Consider the following 16,379-nt stretch of genomic DNA (forward strand, 5'->3'; position numbering starts at 1 on the left):
TTTGGAAGGTGAGACGCCTCAGCTCGTCGAAGGCACACCGGCCGGCGTGGAATTTTTTTGGCCGTGGTCGATTTTCAGCACGGTCACGCCGTTGGCCGCAACCGCGTGGACCGGCAGCACGGCCGTCACCCCGTCGACGAAGGCCCCGGTGTCGCCCGAGGTGAACACCCCGCTGATCCGCAGCTTGGCCACGCCCGGGTCGCCGATCCGCAGCTTGTCGCGGGCGTAGCGGTTCACCCGCTCGACGGCCAGGTCCATGGGCTCGTCCTGGAACACCAGCTGGCCGTTCTCCCAGGCCCGGGCCCGGGCCGGGTCGAGTTGGCTGACCACCGTGGCGCTGGTCCGGGTCGAGGTCACCAGTTCGTGGTCGGGGGTCAGCAGGCGATCGGCGGGCGCGCCGTCGATCTGCACAGGCGCGGCCTTGTCGGCCCGGCCCGTCTTGTCGTCCAGCACCGCCACATGGCCCTCGTACAGCACCACCCGCATCTGGCCGGTCAGGCGCTCGACGCTGAACACCGTGCCGGTGGCCACCACCAGCTTGTCGCCGGCCGCCACCGAGAACGGCCGCAGCGGGTCCTTGGCGACCGAGAACTTGGCCCGGCCGCTGTCCAGCCACAGCCGGCGGCGGCCGCTTTCGTACTTCACCTTCAGCACCGTGGCGCTGTCGAGCGAGGCGCGCGAGCCGTCCGCCAGCTCGACGATCCGCCGCTCACCCTCCGTGGTGCGATAGACGTCGGGCAGGCTGGCCCGCCAGGCGACGCCAGCCCCGACGGCGACCACAAGGCCGGCGGCCAGGCCGGCCCACAGCGCCGGACGGCGGCCGCGCCGGGCCCAGCGACCGTGCTGGGCCCGGCGCAGGTCCTCAAGCGCCTCGCGACGAAGCGCGATTAGGCCGGGACGGGCGGCCTGCGCCTCGACCGCCCGCCAGGCGGTAACGGCGTCGTCCAGCAGACCGCGATGGGCCGGGTCGGCCTCGAACCAGGCCTGGAGATCGGTCTGTTCGGCCGGTGAAAGGTCGCCGTCGGCCAGGCGCACGCACCACAGGGCGGCCTGCTCGTGCGCCGCGTCCCGCCGCTCTTCGAAGGACGAGAGGGTCATTCGCCGGCCCTCACGCGTCGGGTCAGGTGGGTCATGGCCTTGAGGATGTGCTTTTGCACCGCGCTGACGGAGACGCCGTACAGGGCGGCCAGTTCGGCTTGCTTCATGCCTTCCAGACGGAACAGGAGAAAGATGGCCCGGGTGCGCTCGGGCAGTTCGCGCAGGGCGTCGGAAACCTCGCCCAGGCTCTCGCGGCCCAGCAGTACGCGGGCCGGGTCCAGGGGTTCGAGGTCGAGGGCGCCGGTGTCGAGGCTGGCGCGATAGTTGGCCCGCACCTTCTCGCGCCGGCCCCGGTCGCGCAGCAGGTTGGCGGCCATCTGGAAGATGTAGGCGTCGGCGTTGTCGATCGCGCCGGCTTCGGCCGTGGCCAGCTTGGCGAACAGCTCCTGGGTCATGTCCTCGGCGTCCCCATGGCTGGCGGCGCGGCGCATGAAGAACGCCATCAGCGCGGGCCGATAGCGCCGGTCGAGTCTGCTCAGGTCTGGCTCGGTGGCTGGCCGCACGGTCCTATCCCAGGAGGGTCTGACGATTTTCCCAGGATGTATGACGCACGTCGCGGAAAAACCCGCACCGCCGCCCCGGAAGTTTTCGCAACGGGTGCGGCGCCGTGCAAACACGCTTGCGACGACGGCGAAGGACGGCCTAAGTGTTACCGTTATCATTCGCCAAGGAATGAAGCGGGAGGACGCATGGGCAGGGGAAGCCGCAAGAGCGCGCGGGCGCGGGTCTGGACGCGCTGGATCGCGCCGCTGGTCGTCGCCGCGACCACGATCGGCGCCGCCCACGCCGCCACGTCCGTGAAGATGGCCCTGACCTTCGACGACCTGCCCACCCACAGCGCCTTGCCGCCGGACGTCAGCCGCATTGACGTCGCCGGTCGGCTGCTGGCCGCCTTCCATGACGCGGGGACCGGGCCGGTCTACGGCTTCGTCAACGGCGTGGGCGAGGAGCGCGAGCCGGACTCGGTGGGCGTGCTGTCGCTGTGGCGCGCGGCGGGCCACCCGCTTGGGAACCACACCTGGTCGCACATGGGGCTGAACACCAACAGCCTGGCCGACTGGGAGGCCGACCTGGTGCGCAATGAGCCGCTGCTGCAGAGACAGATGGGCCGCGAGGACTGGCATTGGCTGCGCTATCCGTTCCTCAGCGAGGGCGAGACGCCGGAAAAGCACGTCGCGGCGCGCAAGCTGCTCAAGGCCCACGGCTATCGCATCGCCAGCGTGACCATGAGCTTTGGCGACTATGCCTGGAACGAGCCCTATGCCCGCTGCATGGCCAAGGGCGACGCGGCGGCGGTGGCGTCGCTGGAAGACAGCTACCTGAAGGCCGCCAAGGACAGCCTGGACTATTCGCGCGGCCTGTCGGCCACGCTCTACGGCCGCGACATCCCCTATGTGCTGCTGATGCACGCCGGCGCCTTCGACGCCCGGATGATGCCGCGGCTGCTGAAGCTGTACCGCGACAACGGCGTGACCTTCGTCAGCCTGCAGGAGGCCGAGCGCGACAGGTTCTACGCCGCCGACTTCAAGACCCAGGCGACCAGCATCCCCACCTCTCTGGAAGAGGCCATGAAGGCCAAGGGCCTGCCGGTTCCCAAGCTGGACCTGCCGTTCGCCGATCTCGACAAGATGTGCCGCTAGGCGGCGCCCTTCGCCTCGCCGACCAAGGTCGGGCTAGGCAATCCGCCCGCCCTCGGGATGGATCTTAGTTCCGCTTCGGCGCGGTCGATTGAAACAGGAGTTGTCCGTGACGTCCTTGATCCGCAATGCCGACATTGATCGCCGCCGCCTGCTGGCCGGAGGGGCTGCGGCCACCGGCGTCCTGGCTCTGCCGATGGCCGCCTGCGCCGCCGACGCGCCGTCCGAGACCGTGGAGGTCCAGATCGCCGAGGGTCGGCTGCGCGGCGTACGGACCGGTGGCGTCGACGCCTACAAGGGCGTGCCCTACGGAGCCAGCGTCTCGGGCGCGAACCGCTTCAAGCCGGCCCGGCCTGCGGCGCCGTGGAGCGGGGTGTTCGACGCCACCAAGCTCGGGACGCCGTCGCTGCAGGACCCGACCACGGTCTATGGCAAGAACGAGCCCGCGCCCGGCGAGGACTGCCTGGTGCTGAACGTCTGGACTCCGGCCGGCGGCGGCAAGGGACGACCGGTGATGTTTTATAGCCATGGCGGCGGCTACACGACCGGCTCGGGCGGCAGCACGGCGCAGGACGGCTCGATGCTGGCCCGCGAGCACGACGTGGTGGTGGTGGCCACCAATCACCGGCTGGGCGTGCTGGGCTATCTCTATCTGGGCGAGCTGGGCGGGGCCGACTACGCCGGCTCGGGCAACCAGGGCCTGTCCGATATCGTGCTGGCCCTGAAGTGGGTGGCGCGCAACATCGCGGCGTTCGGCGGCGATCCCGGTAACGTGACGATCTTCGGCGAAAGCGGCGGCGGGGCCAAGACGTCGTGCCTCTACGCCATGCCGTCGGTCGCGCCGCTGTTCGCCAGGGCGATCATCCAGAGCGGGCCGGTGGTACGGGTCTCGACCCCCGAGGTCGCGGCCCGGACGACTCGGATGTTCCTGGCCCAGCTGGGGATCACGCCGACCGACTGGCGCAAGGTGCTGGAGGTCCCCGCGCCGCAGATCCTGGCCGCCCAGAAGGCGCTGAACGCCCAGGTCAAGGGCGACAGCGGCGGCTGGAAGGGAATCCAGTCGCTCAATCCGGGGGCGTACGGCCCGATCGTCGACGGCGGCTTGCTGCCGCATCACCCGTTCGATCCGACCGCCCCGGCCAGCGCCGCCGACAAGCCGCTGATGATCGGCTGGCTGGACAACGAAGCGGCGTTCTTCGCCTGGACCGGCAAGGACGTCGAGGCGTTCCGGCTGGACGAGGCGGAGCTGAAGACGCGGCTGTCCGGGCGGTTCGGCGACAAGACCCAGGCCCTGATCGACGCCTACCGCTCCGACCGCCCCGGCGCGACGCCCAGCGAGGTCTACCTGGCGGCGGCCAGCTACTACGCCATGGGCGCCGGCTCGGTGCTGGCCGCGGAGCGCAAGGCCGTCCAAGGCCAGGCGCCGGTCTATGTCTACAACATCGCCTACCGTTCGAACCGCAGGATGGACGGGACCGATATCGAGCTGGGGTCCATGCACGCCAGCGACATCCCCCTGGTGTTCAACACCGTCGCCTCGCCCGACACCCTGGCGGGCAGCCGGGCCGATCGTTTCGCCGCGGCGCGCAACGTCAGCACGATGTGGGCCAATTTCGCGCGCACGGGCCGGCCCGCCGCGCCGGGACAGCCGGCCTGGCCCGCCTATGATCTGAAGGCGCGCTCGACCATGGTGCTGGACGTGGCCTGCACGGTGGTGTCGGACAGGTTCGGCGCGGAGCGGCGGGCTTGGGCGAAGGTGGATCCGGCAGGGTGAGCAGGGCTATTCCGCCGCCTGCAGCCGCACCGGCGGCCTTGCCGTCGCAGTTCCGACCAGCGGCAGGCGCACCTGCACCAGGAGGCCCTCGCCCGGCAGGCTCAGCCGGATGTCGCCGCCGTGGGCGCGGACGATGGAGCGGGCGGAACTGAGGCCCAGGCCCACGCCCTGCTTGCTGGAGGTGCGGGCCTCGACCCCGCGGTAGAAGGGCGTGAACACCCGCTCCAGCTCTTCGGGCTCCAGGCCCGGCCCGCGGTCGCGGATCTCGACCACCGTCTCGTCGTCCTCGACGCGCAGGGCGACCCGGGCGCTGTCGCCATACTTGACGGCGTTGTCGAGCAGGTTGGCGAACACCCGCTGCAGGCCCAGCACCGACACCTCGACCTCGGCCGGTTCGCCCGGGGCCAGGGCCACGTCGGCGCCGGTGACCTCGGCCTCGTCGATCACGCATTCCAGCAGCGAGCGCAGGTCGACCCGCTGGCGGGCGCCGGCCTCCGCGTCCTCGCGCATGAAGGCCAGGACCGAGGTGATCATCGCCTCCATCTGGTCCAGGTCCTGGCCGATCTCGCGGCGCAGCGACGGCGAGGCGCGTTCCAGGCGAAAGCGCAGGCGGGCCAGGGGCGTGCGCAGGTCGTGCGAGATGGCGCCGATCATCGCCGTGCGGTCGGTGATGTAGCGGCTCAGCCGCCCCTGCATGGCGTTGAAGGCCCGGGCGGCGCGGCCGATCTCGGCGGGACCGTCGGCGACGAGCACCGGCGAGGCCGGGTCGCGGCCCAGTTGTTCGGCGGCGGCGGCGAAGCCGGCCAGGGGCGCGGCCAGGCGGCGGGCGAAGATCCAGCCCAGCGGCGCGACCACGGCCAGGGACAGGGCGAACCACATCAGCACCCGACGCTGCCAGCTGTTGGGGAAGGCCTCCGGTTGCGGTCGCAGGGTCGTCCACTGGTTGGGACCGACGCGCAGGGCGGCCACGAAGTCGCCTTCGATGAACGGCGGCGGGGCCAAGCCGAACAGGCTGCGCGCCGCCGGCGCCGCCAGGGGACGGCCGACCGTCGCCTCCGGTTCGGGCTGGGGCCTGGCCGGCGGCGGCGAAGGCATCGGGAGGGCGACGTGCGGCGCCGCCTGGACCGGTTCGGTGACCGGGGCGGTCGCGGTCAGGGGCTGGGGCGGCGTCGGGCGCTTCAGCGGAGTCGGTTCGCGCGCGACGGCGTCGGCCACCGGATCCAGGGGCGGGGCCGGCGGGGCCGGGCCGCGCAGCGAGTCGGGCAGGGTCATCGGCCGCGAGCGGAACGGCGCGGCGAACAGCGGGTCGGTCGACGACGCGCCGCTGAAGACCCGCTGGCCGGCGGCGGCGCGCATCGCCCCATCGGCCGGAAAACTCTGGCGGATCTGGACGCCGCCCATTCCAGGCCCCATCGGCCCCATGCCGCCGCGCAGGCCGCCGACCCCGCCCGGCCCGGGGCCGGGCGGCAGGGTCTGGGCCTCGGCGTCGGTGGTGAGCAGCAGGGCCAGAGGCGAGCGTCCAGGACGACGGCTCTCGGCGCCGGCGAACGGCGGCGGGGCGTAGAACAGCAGGCGGACGTCCTCGCGCGGCGCGTTCAGCAGGCGGGCGAGATCGGCGCGGGCCGGCTCGGAAGCCACCCAGCCGGGGCTCTGCAGACTGGGCGGCTGGGTCTCGACCGTGCGGACCAGGGGGCGGTCGGCGTCGTCGTCGGGCACGGCCCCGCGCAGGCCGGCGGCGATGTCGGCCAGGCTGTGGTGCATCGGCGGGGCCGGCGGCAGCAGCACGGTCAGCCCCAGGGTCACGGTCTGGGCCGCCACCAGCCCGGCCAACAAGAGGGCCATCACCTGGACGGCGATCGGCGGGCTGGGCCACCGGCGCAGGAGGACCTTTCCCGCCAGGCGACTCCAGGCCGTCATTCCAGCGTGACCTTGGCGTCCAGCATGTAGCCCATGCCGCGATAGGTGCGGATCAGGGGCTGCTCGGACTGGGCTTCGATCTTGCGGCGCAGGCGACTGATGTGCAGATCGACGCGGCGGCCCAGGTTCTCGACCGCCTCGCCGGCGATGATGGTCAGGAGCTCGTCGCGCGACACCACCGAGCGGGCGTGGTCGGCCAGGGTCGACAGGATGGTGAACTCGCCCGGGGTCAGCAGCAGCAGCACGCCGTTGGGCGCGGTCAGCTGGCGGGCGGCGGCGTCCAGCCGGAAGCCGGCGAACAGTCGCACATGGCTGCGCGGACCCTTGCCCCCGGCCCGCCGGCGCAGCAGGGCCTTGACCCGGGCCAGCAGCTCGCGCGGGGGGATCGGCTTGACCACATAATCGTCCGCGCCCAGCTCCAGCCCGACGATGCGGTCGACGGGGTCGCCGAGGGCGCTGAGCAGCAGGATCGCCGGCCCCTCGGTCCCGGACACCTGGCGGCACAGCGACAGGCCGTTCTCGCCGGGCAAGTTGACGTCCAGCACCAGCACATCGACGGGACGCGTCTCCAGCACCGCGCGGGCGGCGGGCACGTCGGCGGCCTGGCGCACGGTATAGCCCTGGCCGGCCAGGTAGCCGGCCATCTCAGCCCGCAGCACGTCGTCGTCCTCGACCAGCAGGACGGTGGCGGTCTCGGCGAGGGCGTTCAGGGTCATGAGGGCGGACATACAGCCAGATTATGTTCGCGCCTGGACCTTGGCCATGAGCGAAGCGTCGCGGAGGCGCGACTGTCAGGCTTCCAGGCGCCCTTTTTGGCGCCGGTTTGTATCGGGGCGAAACAGGACGGCATTGAACAGAAACATTCGCGCTTTGAGCACGGCGCATCCGGAAGGCGGACTATTGCGGCCCTCGCGCCAGCGCCGCGACATAGGCCTCCATCAGCCGCACCAGCTCATCCTCCAGCTTGGCCGGGTCCAGCGCAAGATCGGGTTCGGCCGCCGCGGCGCGCAGCAGGCCGACCGCGGCGTGGGTCAGGACGAAGGCCGACTCGTTGGTCAGGGCGATCTCCAGCCGCGCCCGGCCGGCGATGGCGGCGAGGAAGGCCTGGTGGTGGTGCGCCAGCATCCCGTCCTTGCCCTTCTGGAACAAGGCCTCGAACAGGACCTGGCCGGTGGCGGGCGAGCCTTCCACGCCCTTCATCAGGGAGCGGACGATCGTGCGCACGGCGCCGATGTCCGGGCGCTCGATCACCGTCTCGGCGATGGCGTCGCGGACGCTGGCGGCGCTGCGCTGGGCCAGGGCGGCCAGGATGTCCTGCTTGCCGGCGAAATACTGGTAGAGCGTGCCGATGCTGACCCCGGCCCGTTCGGCGATGCGATTGGTGGTCAGCCGGTCGACCCCGTCGGCCTCGAGAAGTTGAAAGGTGGCGTCGAGGATCGCGTCGATCGTCGATTCCGAGCGGGCCTGGCGCGGCGTTCTGCGTTGTCTTTCAACCACTTGCTACCCCTGGTGCGCCGCCCGGCCCCGTCGCGCGAAGGCGAGTAGGAACCTGAACGACGCTTACATAACCTTTGCGACGACACCAGGGGCCGCCCGTCGCGGCGGCAAGCTCAGGAGCGCCGATGAGCCTCTCCATCGATCAGGTCCGCGCCAAGGTGGCGTCGCAGAAGACGCTGCTGCCGGCGCTGTACGGCGACATTGATTTCGACGCCGCCCCCGAGCGCTTCACGCCGGACGCGTCCAAGGCCGTGGTGCGCGATCGCATGCCGCTGGGCGTGGCGGTGACACAGGACGACCTGGACCGCATCCAGGCCTATACGATGCTGGGCGACGTCGTCGCCGACGCCTACGCCGCCCTGATCCCGCAGTACGGCTTTCGCCGGCTGATCGACATGCTGGTCACGGCCTGCGAGCACGGTGTCGAGGCCGTGGCCGCCGCGCCGCCGGAGCTGGCCGCCTTCGTCGCCGACATGGAGGCCAAGCCCGACTGGATCGACATGGACCTGGTGCGCGAAGGGGCCCGGCTGGACCTCAACGCCATGGCTCATCTCGCGCCCTTCGCGATCCGCAGCGCGTTCGTGGCCACCTTCCTGAACAAGTACTCGGCCCTGCCCATGGCCCTGACCGGGGCCCTAACCAACGACACCGCCGCCCGGCGGGTCAACGAGACCGCGACCTTCTTCACCACCACGGTCCTGCCCGGCGCGCTGGAGCGCCACGGGGCCGGGTTCAAGGCCGCGGCCATGGTGCGGTTGATGCATTCGATGGTGCGGTTCAACGCCCTGCGGTCGGGCCGCTGGGACGCGTCGGTCTATGGCGTGCCGATCCCCCAGGTCGACCAGATGCCGGCCGGCCTGATCCCGATCTACCTGATGGCGTTCAAGATGCTGCGCCAGGGCCGCCGCCGGTTCACCGCCCAGGAGCGGGCCAAGGTCGAGCTGGCGCGCTACCGCTGCTTCCTGCTGGGCCTGCCGCGCGACCTGCTGGCCGACACGCCCGAGGGGATCGTCCGGGCCATGACCGCCCGCGACTCCACCCTGCGCCAGGGCTTCGACGATCAGACCTGCGGCGCGCTGATCCGCGCTACTCTGGCCGCCTATCTGCCGCCCGACCGATCGCTGGCCAATCGCCTGCACGACCGCGTCGAGCGTCGGTTCGCCAAGGCCTTCTTCCTGCGCCACTTCATGCGGGGCGACAGGGCGGCGGCGGCCCGGATGGGGATCGAGGTGGACCTGGCCGATCGGCTGGTCTTCGCGACGGTGGCCGCAGGCGTGACGCTGCGGATGGCCGCCTTCGACGTCGGGCTCCAGGTCCCGGGCCTGCGCGGGGCGGCCGATACGGTTCTGGAACGTCGGGTCCGCAAGCTGCTGGTCCGCTACGGCCACGCCGACTATGTGACCGACGCCACGCGGTACCGACCGGCGCACGCGGCGGCCTAGGCTGCTTGCCCCGACCTTCATGCGAACCCGGCGGCGGGCCTCACCCCTCCACCCGCTCCACCCGCGCTGCGAAGATGTAGCCCAAGTGGCGGACGGTGCGGATCAGTCCGGCCCCGCCGTCGATGCGGTCGAGCTTGCTGCGCAGCCGGCTGATGGCGACATTGACCTGCTGCGGCGCGGGGCGGGCGTGGGCGTCCGGCGGGCCCTGGCGTAGGGCGTCGCGGGTCAGAACCTGGTTGGGCTTGTCGACCAGGGCCCACAGCACCAGGAACTCGGCGGTCGACAGCGGCACCGGCCGGTCGCGCGGATCGAACAGGTCCTGGGTGGCGACGTTCAGCCGCCAGCCGTCGAACCGATAGACCGCCGGGGCCGCGCGGGCCGTCTCGTCGTGGCGCGCGTCGTCGTGGCGGCGCAACACCGCCTTGACCCGGGCCAGCAGTTCGCGTGGGCGGTAGGGCTTGACCACATAGTCGTCGGCCCCGAGCTCCAGCCCCACCACCACGTCGCATTCCTCGTCCGAATCCGAGACCATCATGATCGCCGGCGGGGAGGGCAGGCTGAGCAGGCGCGAGCAGACCGACAGCCCCGAGGCGTCGGGCAGCATCATGTCCAACATCACCAGGTTGACCTGGGTCTCGCGCAGGATCTGCTCCATCTCGCGGGCGCTGCCGGCCCCCAGCGTGGTCAGACCGTAGCCGGCCAGCAGACCGGTCATGTCATGGCGGGCGACTGGGTCGCCGTCGAGGATCAGGATGCGCTTGTCCATGGTCAGAACATCGCCCTTCCGCTTAGTCGCAGGGTGTACTTGGTCTGCTTGCGCGAGGCCTCGGCCCCGCCTTCCAGGGCCAGGTAGGACAGGTTCGAACCGGCCCGGAGGGCGAAGCCCAGGGTGGCCGCGCCGCTCTTGTCGTCCGAGGCGACCAGGGTGAACGGCGTGCCGCCCGTGAAACTGGCGATCGTGTCGCCCATGGCGCCGGCCAGGGTCCGGCGATAGCCGACCCGCAGCTCGGGCCGCACCCAGACGTCCTTGCCGTACTGCCTGCCCAGCACCAGGCCCAGCTCGCCGCTGAGGTTGTCGGCCTTGCGCGAGGCCACGGTCAGGTCGAAGCCCGAACCGCCGCCGTGCTCCTTGCGCTCGCCCTCCCACAGCCAGACATAGTCCAGCCGAGCCTCGGGCCGCAGATAGACCTCGCCCAGCCGGGCCTCGTAGGCCAGGCCCGCGAAGGCGTTGGCGATCATGCCGTTCCAGGCGGCGGTGTTGGTCAGCTTGACGTCCGCCGCGCCGTCGCCGTCGACATCCTCGCTGAGGAAGGTCCGGTCGCCGTTGAAGCGGCTGTAGCCGACCCCGCCGCCCAGGTTGAATCGCCAGCCGCCCACTGACCGGCGCCAGTAGAGTCCGGCCTGCAGCATCGAGGCGGTGGTCTTCTCGCCGGCCTTGGCGACGGTGTCGTGCTCTTCCAGGCTGACCGCCGCCAGGGTGACGCCCAGCGCGCCGCCAGCGTCGCCCATGGCCTCGTAGCCGGTGACCACGCCGACGGCCTGGGTGTCGGAGCCCTGGGTGTCACCGTCCTCGCGGCGGACCAGGGCGTTGATCTCCTGCACCCAGACGCTGTCGGGCCCATAGCGGTCGCCCAGGTCCGGGCGATTGGCGGTGGCGGCCGAGATCTGCTGCTGCACGGTCTGCAGGGCCGAGAACAGTCCCTCGCCCTGGCTGGGCAGCATCTGGTCATAGAGGTTGAAGAAGCCGTCGCGGGAGCTCTGGTTCAGGAAGGCGCTGGCGACGTCGGTGTTGTTCGACAGGGCCGCGAACACCGCGTCATAGGCGCTGGCCTGGCTGCGGGACATCGCCGCTTCCGACGCCGTGCGCCGCCGCACGTCGATGTCGATGTCGTTGCCCGACGCGTAGGCGTTGGCGACGTACAGGTAGGAGGTGTGGCCCAGCAGGTCCTGGTTGATCGTCCCGGCGGTCAGGTTGCCAGCCTGGATCACCGTGTAGGTCGTCGGGGCGGTCAGCAGACTCTTGAAGTTCAGGCCCAGGGTCGCGCCGGTCTCGATCGTCGCCGTGTCGACCACCAGCCGGGTCTGGGTTCCAGCGGTAGGATCGATCGAGAACACCAGGGTGCTGTCGGCGCCCAGGGTCAGGCTGGTGGCCTTGACGGTCTCGGTGTTGGTCAGGCCCAGCGAGCCGTTGCCGATCCGGATGTCCAGCAGGCCGTCGCTGTCGGTCAGGGCGCCGATCATGTAGCCGGTCCCGTCGATGGTCAGGCTGTCGGCTCCCGCGCCAAACGAAACGTCGCCGATCAGGCCGCCGTTCAGGATCGACAGGCTGTCGGCGCCGGAGCCGAACAGCACCTTGCCGCGGATCAGCGGCTCGTCGGCGTCGTCCACCCCGTCGCCGTCCGCATCGGCGTCGGCCACGTCATCGTCGCCATCATCGCCGTCGTTGACGCCGCTCTGGACGATGGTCACCCCGGTGGTGTTCTTCGAGACGTCGATGGCCGTGGCCGCGCCGTGGACGACCTCGTTGCTGGCGTCGGTGTCGGTGTCGTCGGTGTCGTATTCGTCGTCGGTGGCGACGACATAGGCGGTGATCCTGCCGGTATTGGTGATGGTCCTCAGGCCGCCGCTGTCGTCGATGATGGCGTAGGACGAGCCGCCCTCGCCCGAGACGGTGGCGCTGATCGTTCCGGCGTTGGTCACGCTGGTCATGCTGGCGCCGGACGCGATGCTCAGGGCCGTGGCGGTCACGGCGGTGTCGCCGGTCACCGAGGCGCTGAGGGAGCCGGTGTTCCACAGGGTGTCGGCGGTGGCGCCGGCGTTCAGCTTCAGGCCCACGGCGTCGCCCTCATAGGCGCTGGCCGAGATCGAGCCGGTCAGCTTCACGCCGCCGGTGATCAGGGTCGACAGGCCCGCGTCGCCGCCCAGCTGTACGCCGGTGGCGCTGATTCCGTCATGAACGCCCGCCGCCGTCACCGAGCCCTTGATGATCAGGCCATAGGCGTCGTCGCCCGTCCCCACCGCGCCCAAGGTCACCGCGCGGGTGTCCGAGCCGATCAGCAGGGCCGGGGCCGAGCCGTAGGCGGTGACCGAGGCCGTGCCCTCGCTGCTGTCGGTGACGCCGTCGCCGTCCTCGTCGTCGGAGGTGTCGTCGTTGGTGTCGGTGGGCGGCGCGTCCAGCAGCACGCCGTCGGCGACGTCGGCCGTGACCTTCACCCCGCCGCCGCCCTGCAGCAGGTCGTCGGCGTCCAGCAGGGCCTCGTCGTCCGGGTCGGAATAGCGCGAGGTGACCCGATAACCGGTCGAATAGACCGAGCCCTGGATGACCACCGCCCCGCCGATGTCGCCGTCGACCGCCAGGCCGACACTGCCGCCGCCCAGCACGCTGATCGAGCCGTTGCTGGTCAGGCCGCCGCTGATCGTCCCGGTGGTGTGGATCCCGTAGCTTCGATCGCCGGTGACGCTGATCGAGCCGCCGTGGACCAGCGAGCCGGTCAGGGGCGCTTCCAGGCTGACGCCCGCCGAGTCGTTGCCCTCGATCGTGATCGCCCCCGACGAGTCGTTGGTGAGGGTCCCGACGAACGGATCGGCCCCGGTCAGGCGGATGCCGTAGCGGCCCGAACCCTTGGCGAACGCGCCGTCATAGTCGCCGTCGCTGTCGTCGTCGGTATAGGTGTAGTCCTCTGTCAGGCTGATCGTGGCGCTGTTGAGCAGCGTCCCGGCGTGGCCGCCCAGCACCAGCACGCCGATCGAGTCCGAGACCCCGACGCTGGACAGGGTCCCGGCGTTGGTCAGGGTGTTGTCGCTGTCGAGCGTGGCGATGGCGCCCGAGGCGCTGAGCGTGATCGCGCCGTCGCTGGTGATCTTGACGTCGTCGGCGGCCCCGGACGCGGCCGTCGAGGTGGCGATGGGCGTGGTGCGTGAACTGCTGGTCACCTGGGTCTCGGCCGCCGCGCCTCCGGCGCAGAGCAGCAGGGGAGCCAGGGCGACCGAGGCGAGACGTTTGCGGGACATGGACGGCCTTGATGTGAGCCGTCCTGGCCTAGAGCGCCGCCGTGGCTGGCGGATGACCCCTGGGTATCGACGCCGATAAGCAGGACCGTACGAAACCGATGCTGTGTTTCGGGCGTGTATCGGCGGATAGGGGGCTACGGTCGGGGACACGCCGCAAGGGCATGTCCCCGGCTCTGGTCAGCTTCCGCTTGCGGGCAGCGCCTCCGACACCAGCGCCAGGTTCATGATCGCCGCCAAGCCCCATTGCGCCGTGCCGTTGGTGGTGACCCCGGGCGCCTCGTCGATGGGGTTGAGCACGTCGGGGCCCGTGAAATGTTTGGTGGCGGTCGACAGGTTCAGGTCCTCGACCGCGCCGCGGCCGAAGAACTCGGTCCAGGCCCGCTCGGCCAGGGCCTTGTCGCCCAGGCGCGAGGCGGCGTAGGCGGTCAGGCGCGAGTGGCCCTGGCGCAGGCCGTTGGGGCCCAGCGGCTTGCCGAACTGGGCGACCTGGTCCTCGCGCGAGGCGTTGTACCAGCGGCAATAGTCCAGCCAGGCCTTGTCGTAGGCGGGCTCGCGGATCAGGGCCAGCATCTCGACGTGGATCTCGGGGGCCCCGAACGCGGCGTTCAGGTGACCGACCGCCATCTTGTCGCCCGCGCCGGAGAACGTTCCGGTCTTGACGTCGTAGGTGGCGGCCCCCGCGAACCACTGCTTCTGCAGGGCGGCGATGGTCTTCATGCCGGCTGTGATCCGGTCGCGCCAGCGGGTGTCGCCCGTCCGCTCCCACTCGGTGAACCAGGCGCCGCACAGCGAACTCCAGTCCGTGCCGAACGAGGCGCGGATCTCGCCCTTGGGCCAGGCGCCGTCCTCCAGCTTGCGGCCGATATTGACCCGGGTCAGGGCCTCGTCGCCGTCGACCAGGTCACGCATCAGGTCGCCCACCCGCTCGTCGGCGGTCAGGTAGTAGTAGATACGGCGATAGATGGCGTTGCTGACCCGGGGTTGCTTGGAGCTGTCGCCCCAGTGCTGCACGCCGTGCCGGGTGCCCAGGCCGCGATAGGGGCCGAGGTGATAGACGTCGACCTCGCCGGTGTGGCGGGTCATGGCCTCGGCCATCCGGAACACGTCGGCCCGGCCGCCGCGCAGGTAGCTCAGCCACAGCCACAGGTCGGTCGACAGCTCTGAATTATCCCAGGCGAAGCCGCCGATGTCGTAGCGCCAGACGTGGCGGTCGACGTCGTAGCTGTGCATGACGTCGCCATAGTCCCAGAAGCCGTACCAGCGCCGCTGCTCGATCTGGGCGAGGTAGAAGTTCAGCAACTGGTCCTGCCGGTCCTCGATCCTGGCCTTCTGCGGTGTGCTGCGGTCGGGCAGGCTCCAGGCGCCCAGCACGCCGGCGGCGTGGATCCGCTCGGGCGCAGCCATCAGCCGCGGCGGCTTGTCGTTCAGCTGGGCCATCTTCGGGAAGGCGTCGCGGGCCGGGGTCGTGTCCAGGGCCCACAGCCGCAGCTCGGTGGTGCGGGCGATCCCGGTGGGCGTGCCCCAGCCCTTTTCATAGTCCTCGTAGGTGATGTTGAGGCCCTGGGTTTCCTGGGCGTGGGTCTCCATGCCCAGGCCGTCGTGATAGAACCGCGTGTCCATTACCGAGGCGTCGGGCGACCATAGCCAGGCGGTCAACTGGGCGGTCTCGCCGGCGGCGCCGCGGATTTCGAGGGCGGTGGGCGGCGCCCGCCAGAAATTGCCCAGCCCGATCGCCGCTCCGCCGCTGGCGCCGCCGACATAGGCCACGCCGCTGGCCCGCTGGCCGCTGTCCGACCGGATCCAGGCGTGGCCGGGCGCGGTGCGCTTGCGGATCGTGAAGCCGTCGGCCGTGGGCTGCGACAGCAGGAAGTCGCCCCAGGCCGGGATCAGGTGCAGGGCCGAGCGGACGGGCGCGGCCATCTGGTCGGCGGGCGGCGCCTTGCGACCGGCGATCTGGGCGTCGCGGAACGCCGCGCCCGGGTCGCGGCGCAGGCCGGTCAGCGGCTTGACCGCCTCGGCCCACAATCCTGTATTTGGGCCGCCGTCCTGGCCCGTGAACCGCACATGGCGGTCGTAGAGCTCGTCCGTCATCGGCACGTCGGCGGTGACGCCCAGGCCGCAGATGAAGTCCCTGGCCGCATCGCCGTCGAAGATGAAGGTGTGCATCATCCGCAGCGAGTCCGCGCCGGCATAGGCGTAGAAGCGGACGATGAACGGGGCCCAGGCGCGGTCTCCGCCCCTGTGCCGCCCCTCGACGCGGATCACCGCGCGGACGGGCCCCGACTGCTCGACCACCACCTTGTCCAGCGCGCTCTCGAAGGTCTTGCGACCCACCGGGGCGGTATCGATCTCGGGCGCGTCCTGGGTCTGCAGCACCAGGCGCACGTTGCGCAGCACCTCGCGGCCGCCCCGTGTCGCCGAGGCGATCAGGGCCGAGCCGTCGCGGGGGAAACGCCAGGTGGCCGGGCCCGTCGAGACCTCGATGGCGGCTGGGCTTTCGCTGACGCGGACGCCGGGGGCGTCGGGACCCGGCTTGCCCGGTTCGATCGTCAGGCCCGCGCCCAGTTCGCCCGCCCCGACCGCGTGGGCCGTCCATTTCAGCGAGCCGTCCGGCCAGTAGGCGATCGGCCAGGTCTGCAGGGCCACGGCCGATCCGTCCGCCGCCTTGGCGCGGAAGGCCTGCTTGCGGGGATAGGTCCCCTGCGGCCAGGGTACGCCCCAGGTCTGGCCGGCGTTCAGGGGCGGAGGCGCGCCGTCGATCCACACCGCCCGGGTCGGCGGCAACGGCTTGGCGGAGGCGGCCCGAGCGGGGCCAGCGGCTAGCGCGGGGCCAGCCAGGCCGGCCATGGCGCCGGCCAGGGCCGTCTGGGCCAGCACCTCGCGTCGGGTGGGGGAGTTCATGGCGCGCTTCCTCCTGCGCGCCGCCTTCGGCGCCGCAGGCCGGATCAGCGCGATCTTGCCAGTGACGCTAATTCCATATTCTGTGACGTCAATCCATTTTGT

The 16,379-nt window shown here is 71.1% G+C and carries 11 protein-coding genes; 3 read left to right on the top strand and 8 right to left on the bottom strand.

Annotated features, from left to right (window positions below):
* Positions 1-18: 18 nt before the first annotated feature.
* Together EV278_RS04740 and EV278_RS04745 are read right to left on the bottom strand one after the other, a co-directional pair.
* Complete coding sequence (locus EV278_RS04740; protein WP_132087276.1) at positions 19-1,098, bottom strand: FecR domain-containing protein; 1,080 nt, start codon at positions 1,096-1,098, stop codon at positions 19-21.
* The gene (locus EV278_RS04745) at positions 1,095-1,601 is read right to left on the bottom strand and encodes a sigma-70 family RNA polymerase sigma factor (protein WP_132087279.1); all 507 of its coding nucleotides are present in this window, start codon (positions 1,599-1,601) and stop codon (positions 1,095-1,097) included. Before EV278_RS04745 ends, EV278_RS04740 begins: the two co-directional genes overlap by 4 nt.
* Before the next feature lie 186 nt (positions 1,602-1,787).
* Here EV278_RS04745 and EV278_RS04750 point away from each other — a divergent pair, with 186 nt between their 5' ends.
* The gene (locus tag EV278_RS04750; protein WP_132087282.1) at positions 1,788-2,738 is read left to right on the top strand and encodes a polysaccharide deacetylase family protein; all 951 of its coding nucleotides are present in this window, start codon (positions 1,788-1,790) and stop codon (positions 2,736-2,738) included.
* A 106-nt stretch (positions 2,739-2,844) separates the two neighbouring features.
* Positions 2,845-4,509: a carboxylesterase family protein gene (locus tag EV278_RS04755; protein ID WP_165916526.1), complete on the top strand. Its 1,665-nt coding sequence runs from the start codon at positions 2,845-2,847 to the stop codon at positions 4,507-4,509.
* Positions 4,510-4,515: 6 nt separating this feature from the next.
* On the opposite strand, the gene EV278_RS04760 is transcribed toward EV278_RS04755, so the two are convergent.
* The 3 genes from EV278_RS04760 to EV278_RS04770 all read right to left on the bottom strand — a co-directional run bounded on the left by EV278_RS04760 (position 4,516) and on the right by EV278_RS04770 (position 7,923).
* The gene (locus tag EV278_RS04760; RefSeq protein ID WP_132087285.1) at positions 4,516-6,426 is read right to left on the bottom strand and encodes a HAMP domain-containing sensor histidine kinase; all 1,911 of its coding nucleotides are present in this window, start codon (positions 6,424-6,426) and stop codon (positions 4,516-4,518) included.
* Positions 6,423-7,154, bottom strand: coding sequence for a response regulator transcription factor (locus EV278_RS04765; protein ID WP_243692084.1), 732 nt, complete (start codon positions 7,152-7,154; stop codon positions 6,423-6,425). The genes EV278_RS04760 and EV278_RS04765 overlap by 4 nt, the downstream gene beginning before the upstream one ends.
* 169 nt (positions 7,155-7,323) lie before the next feature.
* The gene (locus EV278_RS04770; RefSeq protein ID WP_132087288.1) at positions 7,324-7,923 is read right to left on the bottom strand and encodes a TetR/AcrR family transcriptional regulator; all 600 of its coding nucleotides are present in this window, start codon (positions 7,921-7,923) and stop codon (positions 7,324-7,326) included.
* A gap of 125 nt (positions 7,924-8,048) precedes the next feature.
* On the opposite strand from EV278_RS04770, the gene EV278_RS04775 reads away from it, so the two are divergent.
* Positions 8,049-9,365 (top strand): oxygenase MpaB family protein, encoded by a 1,317-nt coding sequence (locus EV278_RS04775; RefSeq protein WP_132087290.1) that lies wholly within the window; start codon positions 8,049-8,051, stop codon positions 9,363-9,365.
* 40 nt (positions 9,366-9,405) lie between these two features.
* Here EV278_RS04775 and EV278_RS04780 read toward each other — a convergent pair whose 3' ends face one another.
* The 3 genes from EV278_RS04780 to EV278_RS04790 all read right to left on the bottom strand — a co-directional run bounded on the left by EV278_RS04780 (position 9,406) and on the right by EV278_RS04790 (position 16,277).
* Positions 9,406-10,131, bottom strand: a complete 726-nt coding sequence (locus EV278_RS04780) for a response regulator transcription factor (protein WP_132087293.1) — start codon at positions 10,129-10,131, stop codon at positions 9,406-9,408.
* 2 nt (positions 10,132-10,133) lie between these two features.
* The gene (locus EV278_RS04785) at positions 10,134-13,376 is read right to left on the bottom strand and encodes an autotransporter outer membrane beta-barrel domain-containing protein (protein ID WP_132087296.1); all 3,243 of its coding nucleotides are present in this window, start codon (positions 13,374-13,376) and stop codon (positions 10,134-10,136) included.
* A gap of 177 nt (positions 13,377-13,553) precedes the next feature.
* The gene (locus tag EV278_RS04790) at positions 13,554-16,277 is read right to left on the bottom strand and encodes a Tat pathway signal sequence domain protein (RefSeq protein ID WP_132087300.1); all 2,724 of its coding nucleotides are present in this window, start codon (positions 16,275-16,277) and stop codon (positions 13,554-13,556) included.
* Between the last annotated feature and the right edge of the window lie 102 nt (positions 16,278-16,379).

The organism is Caulobacter sp. BK020 (assembly GCF_004342605.1).
In the GTDB taxonomy this organism is placed as follows: Bacteria; Pseudomonadota; Alphaproteobacteria; order Caulobacterales; family Caulobacteraceae; genus Caulobacter.

Coding starts and splice junctions, on each gene's coding strand:
- EV278_RS04785 (WP_132087296.1), bottom strand. CDS start 13,376: ATGTCCCGCAAACGTCTCGCCTCGGTCGCCCTGGCTCCCCTGCTGCTC.
- EV278_RS04740 (WP_132087276.1), bottom strand. CDS start 1,098: ATGACCCTCTCGTCCTTCGAAGAGCGGCGGGACGCGGCGCACGAGCAG.
- EV278_RS04765 (WP_243692084.1), bottom strand. CDS start 7,154: ATGTCCGCCCTCATGACCCTGAACGCCCTCGCCGAGACCGCCACCGTC.
- EV278_RS04790 (WP_132087300.1), bottom strand. CDS start 16,277: ATGAACTCCCCCACCCGACGCGAGGTGCTGGCCCAGACGGCCCTGGCC.
- EV278_RS04775 (WP_132087290.1), top strand. CDS start 8,049: ATGAGCCTCTCCATCGATCAGGTCCGCGCCAAGGTGGCGTCGCAGAAG.
- EV278_RS04780 (WP_132087293.1), bottom strand. CDS start 10,131: ATGGACAAGCGCATCCTGATCCTCGACGGCGACCCAGTCGCCCGCCAT.
- EV278_RS04760 (WP_132087285.1), bottom strand. CDS start 6,426: ATGACGGCCTGGAGTCGCCTGGCGGGAAAGGTCCTCCTGCGCCGGTGG.
- EV278_RS04750 (WP_132087282.1), top strand. CDS start 1,788: ATGGGCAGGGGAAGCCGCAAGAGCGCGCGGGCGCGGGTCTGGACGCGC.